At 66.8% G+C, this 15,353-nt stretch carries 15 protein-coding genes; 8 read left to right on the top strand and 7 right to left on the bottom strand.

Annotation, left to right across the window (positions count from 1 at the left end):
* Positions 1-33: 33 nt before the first annotated feature.
* The 4 genes from dprA to HZF03_RS15670 form a co-directional block, all read right to left on the bottom strand.
* The gene (gene dprA, locus HZF03_RS15685) at positions 34-1,170 is read right to left on the bottom strand and encodes a DNA-processing protein DprA (RefSeq protein ID WP_119018180.1); all 1,137 of its coding nucleotides are present in this window, start codon (positions 1,168-1,170) and stop codon (positions 34-36) included.
* 132 nt (positions 1,171-1,302) lie between these two features.
* On the bottom strand, positions 1,303-1,914 hold the full coding sequence (gene plsY, locus HZF03_RS15680) for a glycerol-3-phosphate 1-O-acyltransferase PlsY (RefSeq protein ID WP_011158664.1): 612 nt from the start codon (positions 1,912-1,914) through the stop codon (positions 1,303-1,305).
* A gap of 143 nt (positions 1,915-2,057) precedes the next feature.
* The gene (locus HZF03_RS15675; RefSeq protein WP_011158663.1) at positions 2,058-3,368 is read right to left on the bottom strand and encodes a dihydroorotase; all 1,311 of its coding nucleotides are present in this window, start codon (positions 3,366-3,368) and stop codon (positions 2,058-2,060) included.
* A 19-nt stretch (positions 3,369-3,387) separates the two neighbouring features.
* Positions 3,388-4,341, bottom strand: a complete 954-nt coding sequence (locus tag HZF03_RS15670) for an aspartate carbamoyltransferase catalytic subunit (RefSeq protein ID WP_011158662.1) — start codon at positions 4,339-4,341, stop codon at positions 3,388-3,390.
* A gap of 190 nt (positions 4,342-4,531) precedes the next feature.
* Here HZF03_RS15670 and ipdC point away from each other — a divergent pair, with 190 nt between their 5' ends.
* Together ipdC and HZF03_RS15660 are read left to right on the top strand one after the other, a co-directional pair.
* A complete protein-coding gene (ipdC, locus tag HZF03_RS15665; protein WP_119018181.1) occupies positions 4,532-6,163 on the top strand; it encodes an indolepyruvate/phenylpyruvate decarboxylase in 1,632 nt (543 codons plus the stop codon).
* 81 nt (positions 6,164-6,244) lie between these two features.
* Entirely contained in the window at positions 6,245-7,894 is a 1,650-nt protein-coding gene (locus tag HZF03_RS15660; protein WP_119018182.1) for an acyl-CoA dehydrogenase family protein, read from the top strand.
* A gap of 126 nt (positions 7,895-8,020) precedes the next feature.
* Here HZF03_RS15660 and HZF03_RS15655 read toward each other — a convergent pair whose 3' ends face one another.
* The gene (locus HZF03_RS15655) at positions 8,021-8,407 is read right to left on the bottom strand and encodes a YchJ family protein (protein WP_119018183.1); all 387 of its coding nucleotides are present in this window, start codon (positions 8,405-8,407) and stop codon (positions 8,021-8,023) included.
* A 21-nt stretch (positions 8,408-8,428) separates the two neighbouring features.
* Positions 8,429-8,911, bottom strand: coding sequence for a Holliday junction resolvase RuvX (gene ruvX / locus HZF03_RS15650; RefSeq protein ID WP_119018236.1), 483 nt, complete (start codon positions 8,909-8,911; stop codon positions 8,429-8,431).
* A 159-nt stretch (positions 8,912-9,070) separates the two neighbouring features.
* On the opposite strand from ruvX, the gene HZF03_RS15645 reads away from it, so the two are divergent.
* The 3 genes from HZF03_RS15645 to HZF03_RS15635 all read left to right on the top strand — a co-directional run bounded on the left by HZF03_RS15645 (position 9,071) and on the right by HZF03_RS15635 (position 10,741).
* A complete protein-coding gene (locus HZF03_RS15645; RefSeq protein WP_119018184.1) occupies positions 9,071-10,147 on the top strand; it encodes an NAD(P)H-dependent flavin oxidoreductase in 1,077 nt (358 codons plus the stop codon).
* 88 nt (positions 10,148-10,235) lie between these two features.
* Positions 10,236-10,523: an Asp-tRNA(Asn)/Glu-tRNA(Gln) amidotransferase subunit GatC gene (gatC, locus tag HZF03_RS15640; RefSeq protein ID WP_119018185.1), complete on the top strand. Its 288-nt coding sequence runs from the start codon at positions 10,236-10,238 to the stop codon at positions 10,521-10,523.
* 11 nt (positions 10,524-10,534) lie between these two features.
* A complete protein-coding gene (locus tag HZF03_RS15635; RefSeq protein WP_119018186.1) occupies positions 10,535-10,741 on the top strand; it encodes a hypothetical protein in 207 nt (68 codons plus the stop codon).
* A 6-nt stretch (positions 10,742-10,747) separates the two neighbouring features.
* Here HZF03_RS15635 and HZF03_RS15630 read toward each other — a convergent pair whose 3' ends face one another.
* Entirely contained in the window at positions 10,748-10,945 is a 198-nt protein-coding gene (locus HZF03_RS15630; RefSeq protein WP_133303233.1) for a hypothetical protein, read from the bottom strand.
* Positions 10,946-11,120: 175 nt separating this feature from the next.
* Here HZF03_RS15630 and gatA point away from each other — a divergent pair, with 175 nt between their 5' ends.
* The 3 genes from gatA to HZF03_RS15615 all read left to right on the top strand — a co-directional run bounded on the left by gatA (position 11,121) and on the right by HZF03_RS15615 (position 15,309).
* Positions 11,121-12,599, top strand: coding sequence for an Asp-tRNA(Asn)/Glu-tRNA(Gln) amidotransferase subunit GatA (gene gatA / locus HZF03_RS15625; protein ID WP_119018188.1), 1,479 nt, complete (start codon positions 11,121-11,123; stop codon positions 12,597-12,599).
* A 76-nt stretch (positions 12,600-12,675) separates the two neighbouring features.
* The gene (locus HZF03_RS15620) at positions 12,676-13,782 is read left to right on the top strand and encodes a sensor histidine kinase (protein WP_011158651.1); all 1,107 of its coding nucleotides are present in this window, start codon (positions 12,676-12,678) and stop codon (positions 13,780-13,782) included.
* Positions 13,783-13,923: 141 nt separating this feature from the next.
* Positions 13,924-15,309, top strand: coding sequence for a patatin-like phospholipase family protein (locus HZF03_RS15615; protein ID WP_119018189.1), 1,386 nt, complete (start codon positions 13,924-13,926; stop codon positions 15,307-15,309).
* Positions 15,310-15,353 lie beyond the last annotated feature (44 nt).

Genomic DNA, 15,353 nt, shown 5'->3' with positions numbered 1-15,353 from the left:
GCGTCAAGCCGGCAGCATACAGCCCAGGCCGGTTCAGCTCAGCGACACCAGCGAGCCGCCATGGCGCTCGAGGCGGCCGGCGAGTTCGAGCTCCAGCAGAATGGTGCGCACCATGGCGGGCGAGATGCCGGAGAGGCGGATCAGGTCGTCGATCCCGACGGGACTCGGCCCCAGCAGAGCCAGGATCCGGGTGCGATCGCCAGTATCGGGCTCGCCTTCGGGTGGTGCGTGCTCGGGCTCCCGGCCGGGCAGCTCGATCGGCCGCTCCAGGATGGAGGCGACCGCCTCCACGATGTCCGACGCCGAGGTGATCAGGGTCGCGCCCTGCTTGATCAGGTCGTTGGTCCCGGCGGCGCGCGGATCGAGCGGCGAGCCGGGCACGGCGAACACCTCGCGGCCCTGATCGGCGGCGCGGCGGGCGGTGATCAATGAGCCGGAGCGATAGGCGGCTTCGATCACGGCGACCCCGACCGAGGCTCCAGAAATCAGCCGGTTGCGGCGGGGAAAGTCCTTGCCGCGGGGGACGTGGCCGAGCGGCATTTCCGAGATCGCCGCGCCGCGCGCTTGGATGATGTCCAGCAGCAGATCCTCGTGCTCGGCCGGATAGATCTTGTCATGGCCGCCCGCCAGTACCGCGACGGTACCACTGGCGAGGCTCGCACGATGCGCCGCCTGGTCGATGCCGCGGGCGAGGCCGGAGATCACCACGAAACCGGCGGCCCCGAGGTCGGCGGCCAGCTGACCGGCGAATTTCAAGCCGGCGCCTGAGGCATTGCGTGAGCCGACGATTGCGATCATCGGCCGCGCCATCACGGCCAGCGCTTCGGGCAGGGCATGGACGCCGAGCAGCGGGGGCGCGTCGTCGATCGTGGCGAGGCGGGTTGGATAGCCGGTCTCGCCCGGAGCTACCAGTTCGACGCCGATCCGTCGTCCGGCTTCGATCTCGCGCCGAGCCTCGTCTTCGGAGGGAATCCGCCCCGCCCGGGCGGCGCCCCCGCGCCGCGCCAGCTCCGGCAGTCGCTCCAGCGCTGCACGCGCCGAGCCGAAATGATTGATCAGCGACCGGAAGGTGCGAGGGCCGACGTTCTCGGCCCGGATCAGCCGCAGCCAATCGATCCGCTGCGCTTCGGTGAGGACGGTCGTCCCCTGATCACTGCTGCGCTCGCCCACATCCACCCCCGCGAACGGGAGTTTTGCGCAACTTTTGCGTGTAAACAAGATCGACCAGGGCGAGAGGTCGCGGCGGTACGATCGTGCAGTGTGGACTGAGCGCGATCAGATCCCCTGCAATGACAGTCGCGCTTACTTCTTCTGCCCGATCTTGCTTTCCGTCCCGGCCTGCAGTCGCTTGATGTTCTCGCGGTGCATCCAGAACAGCAGCAGCGTCAGCACGGCAAATAGCGAGGCGAGGGAGTCGTGGCCGAACCACCACAGGAAGATCGGGGTGACGAAGCTCGCCACCAGCGCCGACAATGACGAGTAGCGGGAGGTGAAGGCCGTCGCCAGCCACATGATGCAGAACACCACCGCAGCAGGCCAGAACAGTCCGATCAGCACGCCGATATAAACGGCGACGCCCTTGCCGCCTTTGAACTTCAGCCATACCGGAAACAGATGGCCGAGGAAGGCGCCGAGTGCCGCCAGCATCGCGGCGTTGGCGGCGATCGCATCCGTCCCGGAGGCGAGATAGGCGGCGACGATCACCGCGGCGGTGCCCTTCAGCGCATCGAGCAGCAGGGTGGCGGCGGCGAGGCCTTTGCGGCCGGTCCGCAGCACGTTGGTGGCGCCGATATTGCCCGAGCCGATCGAGCGCAGATCCTGGGTGCCGGCGATCTTGGTGAGGATCAGGCCGAACGGGATCGAGCCGAACAGATAACCAATCACCAGCGCGGCGATGTAGATCCCGATCATCATCGTGGTCGTCTCCTCAACGGGTCGCGCTCGTCATTGCGAAGAGGCGAAGCCGACGAAGCAATCCAGTCTGCATGTGTGACTCTGGGTTGCTTCGCTTCGCTCGCAATGACGAAGAGAAATGATTTCATTCAATCCGCAGAACATCAATGCGGGCCGACGTGCTCGTACACCGTCCGGCCGCCAACGATGGTGCGGATCACCCGGCCGGAGAACCGCGCTTCGTCGAACGGGGTATTCTTGCACTTCGATTTCAGTTCGTCCGGATCGACCAGCCATGGCACGTCCGGATCGATCACGATCAGGTCGGCCGGCGCGCCGGACCGCAGCGTGCCGCCGGGTAGGCCGAGCAGTTCGGCCGGACGGGTCGACATCGCGCGGATCAGGCTCAAGAAGTCGAGTTCGCCGGCGTGCACTAGCCGCAGCCCGGCCGGCAGCATCGTCTCCAGCCCGATCGCGCCGGCGGCGGCCTCGGCGAACGGCAGCCGCTTGACCTCGACGTCCTGTGGATTGTGGTCCGACATCACCACGTCGATCAGCCCGGAGGCGATCGCCGCGATCAGCGCCTTGCGGTCGGCCTCGGTGCGCAGCGGCGGCGCCAGCTTGAGGAAGGTGCGATACGGCCCGATGTCGTTCTCGTTCAGCGCGACGTGGTTGATCGAAACCGACGCCGACACCGACAGGCCGAGATCACGGGCGCGCTGCATGATCTCCAAGGATTCGATGCAGGTCAGCGACGCGGCGTGGTAGCGGCCGCCGGTCAGCATCACCAGGCGAATGTCGCGCTCGAGCATCACCGTCTCGGCCGCATTGGGAATGCCGGCGAGGCCGAGCCGGGTGGCGAATTCGCCCTCGTTCATCACGCCTTCGCCGACCAGATCGGGGTCCTCGGTGTGATGCACGATCAGCGCGTCAAAGTCGCGGGCGTAGGTCAGCGCCCGGCGCATCACCTGGGCGTTGGTGACGCTGAGGTCGCCGTCGCTGAACGCCACCGCACCGGCGGCTTTCAATAGACCGATCTCGGTCATCTCGGCGCCGGCGAGACCCTTGGTGATCGCGGCCATCGGGTGGATGTTGACGATCGCGGTGTCGCGGGCGCGGCGCATCACGAAGTCGACTGTCGCCGAATTGTCGATCACCGGGCTGGTGTTGGGCTGACAGACGATGGTGGTGATGCCGCCGGCGGCCGCGGCCTGGCTCGCCGACGCAAAGGTCTCGCGGTGGCTGGCGCCGGGTTCGCCGACGAAGGCGCGCATATCGACCAGACCGGGCGCAACCACCATGCCGGCGCAATTGACGATATCGGTGCCTTCAGGGACGCCGGCAGCACCGATGCCGCGGCGGGCATCGCGGATCACGCCGTCGGCAATCAGCACGTCGCCGATGCCGTCGAAGTCGCGTGAGGGGTCGATCAGGCGTGCGTTGGCGAGCAGGATCGGGCGGCGGTCGATCAGCATGTTGTTTCCCGTTCCGGCATCAGGCGTTCGGCAGGTTGCGGGCGAGCGCTTCGAGCACCGCCATTCGCACCGCCACGCCCATTTCCACTTGTTCGCGGATCACCGACTGTGCGCCGTCGGCGACGATCGAGTCGATCTCGACACCGCGGTTCATCGGGCCCGGGTGCATCACCAGCGCGTCCGGCTTGGCGTAGGACAGCTTCTTCTGGTCGAGCCCGAAATAGTTGAAGTACTCGGCCGAGGAGGGCACGAACGAGCCGTTCATGCGCTCGCGCTGCAGCCGCAGCATCATCACGATGTCGGCGCCGTCGAGCCCTTCGCGCATGTCGCGCGCCACCTCGACGCCCATCCGCTCGATGCCGGCCGGCAGCAGCGTGGAGGGAGCGACGACGCGGACGCGGGCGCCCATGGTGTTCAGCAGCAGAATGTTGGAGCGGGCGACGCGCGAATGCATCACGTCACCGCAGATCGCCACCACCAGCCCTTCGAGCCGTCCTTTGTTGCGGCGGATCGTCAGCGCGTCGAGCAGCGCCTGGGTCGGATGCTCGTGGGCGCCGTCGCCGGCGTTGATCACCGAGCCGTCGACCTTGCGGGCGAGCAGTTCCACGGCGCCGGAGGCGTGATGCCGGACCACCAGGATGTCCGGGTGCATCGCGTTCAGCGTCACCGCGGTGTCCATCAGGGTCTCGCCCTTGCGCATCGACGATGATGACACGCTCATGTTCATCACGTCGGCGCCGAGGCGTTTGCCGGCGATCTCGAACGACGACTGTGTCCGGGTCGACGCCTCGAAGAACAGATTGACCTGGGTGCGGCCGCGCAAACTGGTGCGCTTTTTGTCGACCTGCCGGTTGAGCTCGACATACTCCTCGGAGAGGTCGAGCAGGCCGGAGATGTCGGCGGCGGAAAGCCCTTCGATTCCCAGCAGATGCCGGTGACCGAGGACGAAAGTCGATTTTGGGGCGGGGGTCATTAAAGCAAGAGCTATAGGGAGAGTTGGAAAGCCGGGCAAGCGGCAACGGGGCGTGGCGCGGAATAATCCCCCGGCGTTGTGGAACAGCCGGCATTTCGGCGCTGCAGCGTGTCACACTGGCGTGCGGTTGGTCGAAAGTCGGAAGCTCTGGTAAAGCGGTCCGGCCCTTCTTGCCCAGCCAGGAGCTCTCATGCCGACACTTGCGACCGCGCTGCTCGACGCTCTCAAGGATCACGGTGCTCGGGAGATCTTCGGCATCCCCGGCGATTTCGTGCTGCCGTTTTTCAAGGTGATCGAGGAGAGCGGCACGCTGCCTTATTTCACCATGAGCCACGAGCCGGCGGTCGGCTTCGCGGCCGATGCGGCGTCGCGCTATCGCGGCAGCATCGGCGTCGCGGTGGTGACCTACGGGGCCGGCGCGTTCAACCTCGTCAACTCGATCGCCGGCGCCTATGCGGAGCGCTCGCCGGTGGTGGTGATCGCCGGCGCGCCGGGCGCGCGAGAGCGCACCAGCGGCTATCTGCTGCATCATCAGGTCCGCACCGTCGATTCCCAACTTGCGGTATTCAAGGAAGTCACTTGCGATCAGGCCGTGCTGAGCGATCCGGCGACCGCGCCCGCCGAGATCGCGCGGGTGCTGCGGAGCGCGCTCGAATTGTCGCTGCCGGTGTACATCGAATTTCCCCGCGACATGGTCGACGCCAAGGTCGACCCGGTGCCGAAGCTGCCGCGGCGCGAGGCCGATATCGGCGCGCGGGACGAGTGTGCCGAAGAAATCCTGGATCGGATCGCCAGGGCAAAGTCGCCGGTGATGGTGGTGGACGTCGAAATCCGCCGCTACGGCGTCGAGCAGCAGGTCGCCGCGCTGGCCCGCAAGCTGGGCCTGCCGGTGGTGACGACGTTCATGGGCCGCGGCCTGCTCGAAGGCGACGACGACGTAGTGGCCGGCACCTATCTCGGCGCCGCCGGTGATCCGGACCTGTCGGCGCTGGTCGAGGGCGCCGACCTGGTGCTGATGTTCGGTGTCATCCTGTCCGATACCAACTTCGCGCTGTCTTCGAACATGACCGATCCGCGCCGCACCGTGCTGGCGACTGGGCGCGAGGTGCAGATCGGTCACCACGTCTATCGCGACCTGCCGCTGGCTGACCTGATCGCCGGTCTCGATGCCCACGCCTCGCAGCATCCACCGCGGCCGCGCAATGTCGGGAAGGGGATGGCCTATCCGCGTGGGCTGACGCTCGACGCGTCGCCGATCGCACCGTCGGATATCGCCACCGCGATCAACGATCTGTTCGACCGCCACGGCAAGATGCCGATGACCGCCGATATCGGCGATTGCCTGTTCACCGCGATGGAGATCGACAACACTGCGCTGGCGGCCCCGGGATACTACGCGGGCATGGGGTTCGGCGTGCCCGCCGGCGTCGGCGTCGCCGCGACCGGCCTGCGGCCGCTGGTGCTGGTGGGCGACGGTGCGTTCCAGATGACCGGCTGGGAGCTCGGCAACTGCAAGCGTTACGGGCTCGATCCGATCGTGGTGCTGTTCAACAATTGCAGCTGGGAAATGCTGCGGGTGTTCCAGCCGGAATCCAAGTTCAACGATCTGGACGACTGGCACTTTGCCGACATCGCGCATTCGATCGGCGGCTTCGGCGAGCGGGTGACGACGCGCGCCGAACTCGCCGCGGCGCTGCAGCGCGCGGTCGAGCGGCGCGGGGTGTTCTCACTGATCGAAGTGATGCTGCCGCGTGGCGCTACCTCGCACACGCTGGCGCGGTTCGTCACCGGCTTCAAGGCGGCGCGTGAACGGATGAAGTGAGGGCGCGGCGATCCGCCATGTCATCGCGGCGGTTTTCTGCGTAACATGCGCGCGAATCCTTACCCCCTCGCTGGAACCGCCATGACGCAGCCTTCCTTCGCCACCCACGAGGTGTTCAACCAGTCGCCGCCGCTTCCGGACATTGACCTGCTCGGCGCCGACCGGCCGCTGCTCGAGGCGATCACCTTCAATCAGGGCGCCAACGCTCATGTCGAGCTCGAAGCCTTCGGCAAGGCGTGGGGCACCACCGAGATGGCCGAACGTGGCCGCCTCGCCAACGAATACACCCCGAAGCTGAAGACCTTCGACGCCAAGGGCATGCGCCGCGATCAGGTCGAATTCCATCCGTCGTATCACGAGCTGATGGCGGAGAGCTTCAAGGCCGGCCTGCACAACTCCACCTGGGACGCGCACGGCAAGCCCGCCGGCAATGCTTCGGAAGTGGTGCGTGCCGCGAAGTTCTACATGGCCGCTCAGGTCGAGACCGGTCACCTCTGCCCTGTGACGATGACTCGCGCATCAGTGGCGGCGCTTGGCTCGCAGCCGGACCTGCTGGCGCAGGTGATGCCGGTGCTCGGCACCCGTCAGTACGATCCGAGCTTCGCGCCATGGTCAGCGAAGCGCGGCATGAGCATCGGCATGGGAATGACCGAGAAGCAGGGCGGCACCGATGTGCGCACCAACGCGACGCGCGCGTTCCGCGACGGCGACGCCTACCGCATCGTCGGCCACAAATGGTTCATGTCGGCGCCGATGTGCGACGCCTTCCTGGTGCTGGCGCAAACCGACGAGGGACTGAGCTGCTTCTTCATGCCGCGCTTCCAGCCCGACGGCTCGGTCAACGAGATCCGTTTCCAGCGGCTCAAGGACAAGCTCGGCAACCGCTCCAATGCCTCGTCCGAAGTCGAGTTCACCGGTGCCTATGCGCTGCCGGTCGGCGAACTCGGCCGTGGTATTCGCACCATCATCCAGATGGTGCAGCTCACCCGGCAGGATTGCGCGATCGCGTCTGCCGGCCTGATGCGGTCGTCGCTCGTTCATGCGCTGTATCACACCCGGCATCGCACCGTGTTTCAGAAGCGGCTCGCCGACCATTCGCTGATGGTGTCGGTGCTCGCCGACATGGCGCTGCAGGTCGAGGCCTCGGTGGCGCTAGTGATGCGGCTGTGCCGCGCTTTCGACGAAGCGCCGAACGATCCGCTCGAAGCAGCCTATATGCGGCTGCTGACGCCGGCGGTGAAATACTGGATCTGCAAGTCAGCGCCGCCATTTGTGTACGAAGCGATGGAATGTCTCGGCGGCAATGGCTACGTCGAGGACGGCATCCTGGCGCGACACTATCGCGAGGCGCCGGTCAATGCGATCTGGGAAGGCTCGGGCAATGTGATGTGCCTCGACGTGCTGCGGGCGATGTCGCGCGAGAGCGATGCCGGCACCGAGGTGTTGCAGGCGCTGATCCAGGATACCTCGGCGCTCACCGGCGGACCGGCGGCGGCAGGTCTGATCGCACGTGCGCTGCTGCAGGTCGACAACGAGCGCACCGCGAGGCTTGCGGTCGAGATGCTGGCCAAGCTCGCTGCTGCCGCGGCGCTGAACGAAATCCACCCGCCGCACGCCGAACTTTTCGCCCGCACCCGCTTGGTGCCCGAGCCGGCAACGCTCTACGGCGCTTCCGATATTCCGACCGAGATTGCGAAGGGCCTGTTGGGGCGCGTGCTGCCGGAGATGTGAGCCAGCCGGTGCTTTTACGGAAGCGCTAACTCCGTCATGGCGAGCGAAGCAATCCAGAGGTGTGGTGCACTGAGTTTCTGGATCGCTTCGTCGCTTCGCTCCTCGCAATGACGGGAGCGCAAGTGATCAGTCGACCGCTTCGCCTTCCGAGAAGTACCAGCGACCGCGCGCTTTGCGGAATTGCGAGCGCTCATGATGGCTCTGCTCGGGGCCGCCGCGGCGGCGGAAGCGGGCGATGAACTCGACGGTGCCACGGCTGCCTTTCTCGCTGCTGCCGAGTACCCGTAGTTCGAGGAAGTCGGACTCCTCCATCCAGGCGCGGTTGACGTCGTGATCGAACAGGTCACGCCGCTCCGGATCGGTGGTCTCGACAATGTAGTCGAAGTCCTTCAGCGCATACGCCGCGTAGCGCGACCGCATCAGCGCTTCCGGTGAGGCTGCAGGCCGGGTGCGGGCGAGCAGGGGGCCGCAGCAGTCGTCGTAAGTCTTGCCCGAGCCGCACACGCAATTCATCGGATCAGTCCTGTTGTTGGCTCACTCGGCTCGGCGGAGCGCCGCGAGCCGGTCGAGCGCGCCCTGCAGGATGAAGATCGCCGCGTGCTCGTCAATCACCTTGGCCCGTTTCGCCCGGCTGACGTCGTTGGCGATCAGCTCGCGCTCGACCGCGGCGGTCGACAGCCGTTCGTCCCAGAGCCCGATCGGTAGCTCGGTGAGCCGGGAGAGATTGCGGGCGAAGGCGCGGGTCGACTGCGCGCGCGGGCCTTCGCTGCCGTCCATGTTGAGCGGCAGGCCGAGCACGAAGCCGCAGGCGGTGCGTTCGGCGGCCAGCGCCAGCAGCCGGGCCGCATCGGCGGTGAACGCCTTGCGGGCGATGGTCTCGACGCCGGTGGCGAGCTTGCGGTCCGGGTCGGACGCGGCGACGCCGATCGTCTTGGTGCCGAGGTCGAGGCCAAGCAGGGCACCGCGCGCCGGCCAATGCGCGGCGGCTTCGATCAGAGGAAGGATCAGGGCAGGCATGACGCCCGCATAGCACGCGCGGTCGACTTGCCAAAACATCCATTGGTTCGTCGTGAGGGGCTCGAGGCGCCATAGCCGAGCCACAAGGCGGTGTGTAAAACTGTCCGCGGCGGGCAACGAGGCTGCGCCGCTTTCCCCTACAATCGCGAGAGCCTGATCATGTGGCCGGATCGCCGTCTCCTCGACCTGTTCGCTATCGAATGTCCGATTCTGCTCGCCCCGATGGCGGGCGCGATGGATGCGGAACTCGCTATTGCCGCGGCGCGCGGCGGGGCGCTGGCCTCGCTGCCGTGCGCGATGCTGTCGCCGGACAAAGCGCGCGAGCAGGTCGGGATATTTCGGCAGCAGATTTCAGCGCCGATCAATCTGAACTTCTTCTGCCATCAGGCGGTGACGCCGGATGTGGCGCGCGAACAGATCTGGCGCAAGCGGTTGACGCCTTACTTCACCGAACTCGGGCTCGACCCGGCGATGCCGGCGCCCGCGGCGAGCCGAGCGCCGTTCGATGCGGCGATGTGCGCGCTGGTTGAGGAGCTGAAGCCCGAAGTCGTCAGCTTTCATTTCGGTCTTCCTGAGGCCGCGCTGCTCGACCGCGTCAAGGCGGCCGGCGCCAAAGTGATCGCATCCGCGACGATCGTGCGCGAGGCGATCTGGCTGGAAGAGCACGGCGTCGATGCGGTGATCGTGCAGGGCGCGGAGGCCGGCGGCCACCGCGGCATGTTCATGACCGACGACATTGCGCAGCAGCCGGGATTGTTCGCGCTGCTGCCGCAGGTGGTCGATGCGGTGCGGGTGCCGGTGATTGCGGCGGGCGGGATCGCGGACGGCCGAGGCATCGCAGCGGCGTTCGCGCTCGGCGCCGCCGGCGTGCAGATCGGTACCGCGTATCTGCGCTGCCCGGAATCCCGGACCAGCGCGCTGGTGCGGGTGCAGCTCGCGCAGGGCACCGACGAAGCAACCGTGATCACCAATGTGATGACCGGCCGGCCGGCGCGCGGCGTCGCCAATCGTCTGATGCGCGAGGTCGGACCGGTGTCGCCGGACGCGCCGGCGTTCCCGCACGCGGCCTCGGCCCTGGGACCGCTGAAGGCGGCCGCGGAGCAGCACGGCAAAACCGACTTCACCAATCTCTGGGCGGGGCAGGCGGTGCGGCTCGGCCGCGACATGCCGGCGGCCGAACTCACCCGGGCGCTGGCCGGCGCGGCCTTGGCGCGCCTCAGCCAGCTCGCCGGCTGAGGCAGGGCGGTCGGCCACCGAGGTTGCGACGCGAAACCCGGCTCTGCTATACGGCGCAGGTCGATATCTCGCAGAAAGGCCCTATATTATGTCGGTTGACGCCTCCACTGTCCGCCGCATCGCGCATCTGGCGCGGATCGCCGTGACCGACGACGAGGTGCCGCATCTGCAGGGCGAGCTCAATGCGATGCTGGCCTTCGTCGAGCAGCTCTCGGAGGTCGACGTCGATGGCGTCGAGCCGATGACCTCGGTGACGCCGATGCAGATGAAGAAGCGCGCCGACGTGGTCAACGACGGCGAAATCGCCGATCAGGTGGTGGCGAATGCCCCATCGACCGAGGATCACTTCTTCCTGGTGCCGAAGGTGGTCGAATAAAGGACGCGCCGATGTGCCTGCTGTGCGACGACGAGAAGGCCTATCAGGCCTATATGGACTACCTCGACGCGATGGGGCGGCAGGGCAAGGTCGTCGACGCCGATAAGGCGATGGATGCGGTGCTCGACCAGTTGCAGGCCGCCGACAAGGCCCGCCGCGACGCGCCCGATAACGACAAGACGCTGTCGCCGTTCTTCTGCAGCCCGGTCAATAAGTAGGCTCAACTAAGACTTGTCAGGCTTGCCGATGGCCTTGGTCCTTTCCTGGACCAAGGCCGCAAACTCCTCGCGGGAGACGGTCCTGCCGCTGACACGGTAAACAGCGTCCTCGAAAAAGTCCTCCAGTAGTTCCGGCGCATCGTCGGGATCGTCAGTGACTGGCTTGCCGAAATAGCGTTTTCCCGGCGGATTTTCCCATGGCATGGCGCGGCCTCCACGATAGCTGGGGCACATCTTATCACGCTCGAAAGACCGATTCCGGGGGCAATCGCTTCATTTCCCGGAGGCGCTGTGCTAGCCAGCGCTGCAACAGAGCCGCACGATCCGCGGCGCCCGTGACCGGCCTGTCGCCGGCTTTTATCCAGGCGTGCCCTGAACCATGACCGACCTGACTTCGCTGACGCTGGCCGAGGCCCGCGATGGCCTCGCAAACAAGTCCTTCACCGCGGTCGAACTGACCGACGCCCACCTCGCCGCGATCGAAGCCGCGCGCGTGCTCAACGCCTATGTGCTGGAGACGCCGGAACAGGCGCGCCAGATGGCGAAGGCCGCGGACGCGCAGATCGCAAAGGGCGAGGGCGGACCGCTGGCCGGGCTGCCGCTCGGCATCAAAGACCTGTTCGCCACCAAGGGCGAGCGCACCACCGCGTGCTCCAAGATCCTCGGAGACTTCAAGCCGACCTACGAGTCGACCGTGACGACGCAGCTGTGGCGCGACGGCGCGGTGCTGCTCGGCAAGCTCAACAACGACGAGTTCGCGATGGGCTCGTCGAACGAGACCTCGTGCTTCGGCCCGGTGATCAATCCGTGGCGCCGTGCCGGCTCCGACGCCAAGCTGGTGCCGGGCGGCTCGTCCGGCGGTTCGGCCGCTGCGGTTGCGGCGGGCCTGTGCCTCGGCGCCACCGCGACCGACACCGGCGGCTCGATCCGTCAGCCGGCGGCGTTCACCGGCACGGTCGGCATCAAGCCGACCTATGGCCGCTGCTCGCGCTGGGGCATCGTCGCGTTCGCATCCTCTCTCGATCAGGCGGGCCCGATCGCCCGCACGGTGCGCGACAGCGCGATCCTGCTGCGATCGATGGCCGGCCATGATCCGAAGGACACCACCTCGGTCGATCGGCCGGTGCCCAATTACGAGGCCGCGGTCGGCGGCTCGGTGAAGGGCATGAAGATCGGCATCCCGAAAGAGTACCGGCTCGACGGCATGCCGGCCGAAATTGAGAAGCTCTGGAGCCAGGGTGCCGAGTGGCTGAAAGCCGCGGGCGCTGAGCTCGTCGAGGTGTCGCTGCCGCACACCAAATACGCGCTGCCGGCCTATTATATCGTGGCTCCGGCGGAGGCTTCGTCGAACCTCGCGCGTTATGACGGCGTCCGCTACGGCGCGCGCGTCAACGGCCGCAACATCATCGAGATGTACGAGAACACGCGCGCTGCCGGCTTCGGCGCCGAGGTGAAGCGCCGCATCATGATCGGCACCTACGTGCTGTCGGCCGGCTATTACGACGCGTACTATCTGCGCGCCCAGAAGGTGCGCACGCTGATCAAGCGCGACTTCGAGCAATGCTTCGATCAGGGCGTCTCCGCGATCCTGACGCCGGCGACGCCCTCGGCGGCGTTCGGCATCGGCGAGAAGGGTGGCGCCGATCCGGTCGAGATGTATCTGAACGACATCTTTACCGTGACGGTGAACATGGCCGGCCTGCCTGGCATCGCCGTCCCGGCGGGAAGCGACTCCCAAGGTCTGCCGCTCGGACTGCAGCTGATCGGCCGGCCGTTCGACGAGGACACCTTGTTCTCGCTCGGCGAGGTGATTGAGCAGGCAGCCGGACGGTTCACGCCGGCCAAGTGGTGGGCCTGAGTCCGATCGTCCGCGCGCGTTAGACGTTGCGTTTGCTGGCGCCGTTGGCCATTCTCGGCCGGGGCAGGGTGGTTGCATGAGCGCTGACGACGTCCAAGGTCCACCGCAAGGTGTCGATCAGATCCTCGGATCGCCAAAGCTGGCCGCGGCGATCGAGAGCGATCGCTACAAGCACCTGCTGGACAATGTGCCGGTGGCGATCGCGGTGTCGCGGGGCTGCGGCGAGGGCCAGCGGATCGTCTATATCAATCAGGCGTTCGAGGCGCTGACAGAGCTGTCTAAGGCCGATGTCGACGGCAGGGGCTGGTCTTGCCTCGACGACTTTTCTGACCACGATGACACTGGCCGCGCGCTCGGCGCCACGATCCGCGACGACGAAGATTTCCTTGGTGTATTCCGCAAGACCGCGCCATCGGAGCGGTTGCTGATCGTCCAGGCCTATGCGGCGGTGATCGAAAGCGACGACGGCGTCGAGAACTATCGGATTGTTGCACTGGTCGACGTCGGCGGCCGCGAGCGGGCGCAGATCGAGCGGTTCGAAAGTCAGATCCGCGAGCGCGACACCCTGATGCGCGAGCTGCAGCATCGGGTGAAAAACAATCTGCAGCTGATTACCGCCCTGATCCGGCTCGAAGCGCGCTCTGCCGCGGAAGGCGAGACCGTGGCACTGGCGCGACTCGCCAGCCGGATCGATGCGCTGACCGCGCTGTACCGTGTGTTGTCGGACGAGACCCCGAGCGCCGACGCCGGGCAGATCGATCTCGGCCAGTATCTCTCAGATATCGCCAACGCGGTGATCCGCGCCAACGCCGCCGGCGAGATCAATTGCGAGGTGCATGCCGACTATTGCCCGCTATCGGTCAACATCGCGATGCCGGCCGGGCTGCTGGTCAACGAGATGCTGACCAACGCGCTGAAATACGCCTTCGTCGGCCGCGACGCCGGACGGATCAAGGTGATCTGCGAGACCGATCAGGGCCGTGTCAGGATCATGGTGTCGGATGATGGCGCCGGCCTTCCCGACGGGCAGAGCTGGCCGTCGCCGCGCAAGCTTGGCGCGCTGATTCTGCAGACGCTGAAGGAGAACGCCCGCAACGTCAGTTTCGAAGCGCGCAGCATTCGCGGGCAGGGCGCGTTCTTCACCATCGGCTTCGATGCGCCGTCCCCGCGCGCTGCGAATTGATCGAACACGGGCACCTCGCCTTGCTTATGCCACAAGCCGACCGCCAGCTTCCCTGGTTCCGCAGCGTTAAGTGGACCTGAACCTTTGCAGCCGATGGTCCGCGGCATCAATGTTGCCGCCCCTTCAACCGGTGTCCTCTCGATGAAGCCGTGGAGAGATCGTCTTCTGTCCGCAGCCGCCGCCTGCCTCGTGCTCGCCGGTTGCGCCTCGGTTTACAACACGCCGGTCAACGTGCCGCTCGAAGGAGTGGTTGCCGACAAGGTTGCGTCCGACATCGGCACGCGCAGCGAAGACGCCATCATTGGCCTGTCGTTCTCGGGCGGCGGCACCCGCGCGGCGGCATTCTCGTTCGGCGTGTTGTCGGAGATGGAGCGCGTGCCGCTGCATGGCGCGCGTTCAGCGATGCTCGATCGTGTCGGCTTCGTCTCTGGAGTCTCCGGCGGGTCGGTCACTGCCGCCTATTTCGGCCTGAAGGGACGCGCTGCGCTCAGCGACTTCCGCGAGCGCTTCCTGCTGCGCAATGCGGAAGAGGGGCTCCAGACCACGCTGTCGCTCAACACCATCGGCAAGGCGTTCACCGGCGGCATCAACGACTCGGTCGGCTTCACCCGTTGGCTCGACGCGCATCTGTTCGAGGGCGCGACCTTCGCGCAACTGCGCGCCGGCGACCGGCCGACGGTGTGGATCAACGCCTCCGACATCTACAATCGCGTGCCGTTCGTGTTCACCAGCACGTCGTTCTCCGCCATCTGCAGCGACCTCGACGCCTATCCGCTGTCGAACGCGGTCGCGGCCTCGGCGGCGGTGCCGCTCGCGTTTGCTCCGGCGGTTGTCCAGGCGTTTCCCGGTGCCTGTAACACACCGCTGCCGCGCTGGGTCCGGCGCGCCGCGACGGCCGAGGGCAACTCCTCGCCGATGCTGAGCTCCTACGCCAAGGCGGTGCTGCGTTATCGCGAGGGCGCGGTCCCCTTCATCAAGCTGCTCGACGGCGGGCTGGTCGACAATTACGGCGTCTCGGCGCTCACGATCGCGCGCGAGTCCTCGGAGACGCCGTACGGTCCGCTGACCCCGCAGCAGGCGGTCAAGCTGCGGCGGCTGATGATGCTGGTGGTCGACGCCAAGACCGGCATCTCGGGCAACTGGGTCGACACCGTCGAAGGTCCGAGCGGCGTCGAGCTGCTCAAGGCCGCCGTCGACACCACGATAGATGCCAGCGTCGGCGCCAGCTACACGGCGTTCGATCGCACGATCTCGGATTGGCGCGACAAGCTGGTGCGCTGGCGCTGCGGCCTGTCGGCAGCGGATCGGGCGCGCTACGGTGCCGGACCCGGCTGGGACTGCCGCGACCTGCGCTTCTTCGTCGGCCGGCTGGCGTTCGATCAGCTCGAGGCGCAGCGGGCTGCGTCCTTGGAGCGGATCGCCACGCGCTTCGTGCTGCCGCCGCAGCAGGTCGACGAACTGATCTCGGCGGGGCGCGACGTGCTGCGACAGAATCCGGTCTTCCGCGCCTTCGCAGCCAGCCTGTAGGACATTCGCAGGCCGGGCATTCGGCGGCGCTGGAGCGCGCCTTG

It is taken from the genome of Rhodopseudomonas palustris, assembly GCF_013415845.1.
Taxonomy (GTDB): Bacteria; Pseudomonadota; Alphaproteobacteria; order Rhizobiales; family Xanthobacteraceae; genus Rhodopseudomonas; species Rhodopseudomonas palustris_F.
This window is presented reverse-complemented; position numbering and strand designations above follow the sequence as displayed.

What these genes read in the sequence shown, in the direction of transcription:
- plsY (WP_011158664.1), bottom strand. Translation starts at nt 1,914, where the DNA reads ATGATGATCGGGATCTACATCGCCGCGCTGGTGATTGGTTATCTGTTC.
- HZF03_RS15675 (WP_011158663.1), bottom strand. Translation starts at nt 3,368, where the DNA reads ATGCTGATCGACCGCCGCCCGATCCTGCTCGCCAACGCACGCCTGATC.
- HZF03_RS15670 (WP_011158662.1), bottom strand. Translation starts at nt 4,341, where the DNA reads ATGACCCCCGCCCCAAAATCGACTTTCGTCCTCGGTCACCGGCATCTG.
- ipdC (WP_119018181.1), top strand. Translation starts at nt 4,532, where the DNA reads ATGCCGACACTTGCGACCGCGCTGCTCGACGCTCTCAAGGATCACGGT.
- HZF03_RS15660 (WP_119018182.1), top strand. Translation starts at nt 6,245, where the DNA reads ATGACGCAGCCTTCCTTCGCCACCCACGAGGTGTTCAACCAGTCGCCG.
- HZF03_RS15655 (WP_119018183.1), bottom strand. Translation starts at nt 8,407, where the DNA reads ATGAATTGCGTGTGCGGCTCGGGCAAGACTTACGACGACTGCTGCGGC.
- ruvX (WP_119018236.1), bottom strand. Translation starts at nt 8,911, where the DNA reads ATGCCTGCCCTGATCCTTCCTCTGATCGAAGCCGCCGCGCATTGGCCG.
- HZF03_RS15645 (WP_119018184.1), top strand. Translation starts at nt 9,071, where the DNA reads ATGTGGCCGGATCGCCGTCTCCTCGACCTGTTCGCTATCGAATGTCCG.
- gatC (WP_119018185.1), top strand. Translation starts at nt 10,236, where the DNA reads ATGTCGGTTGACGCCTCCACTGTCCGCCGCATCGCGCATCTGGCGCGG.
- HZF03_RS15635 (WP_119018186.1), top strand. Translation starts at nt 10,535, where the DNA reads ATGTGCCTGCTGTGCGACGACGAGAAGGCCTATCAGGCCTATATGGAC.
- HZF03_RS15630 (WP_133303233.1), bottom strand. Translation starts at nt 10,945, where the DNA reads ATGCCATGGGAAAATCCGCCGGGAAAACGCTATTTCGGCAAGCCAGTC.
- gatA (WP_119018188.1), top strand. Translation starts at nt 11,121, where the DNA reads ATGACCGACCTGACTTCGCTGACGCTGGCCGAGGCCCGCGATGGCCTC.
- HZF03_RS15620 (WP_011158651.1), top strand. Translation starts at nt 12,676, where the DNA reads ATGAGCGCTGACGACGTCCAAGGTCCACCGCAAGGTGTCGATCAGATC.
- HZF03_RS15615 (WP_119018189.1), top strand. Translation starts at nt 13,924, where the DNA reads ATGAAGCCGTGGAGAGATCGTCTTCTGTCCGCAGCCGCCGCCTGCCTC.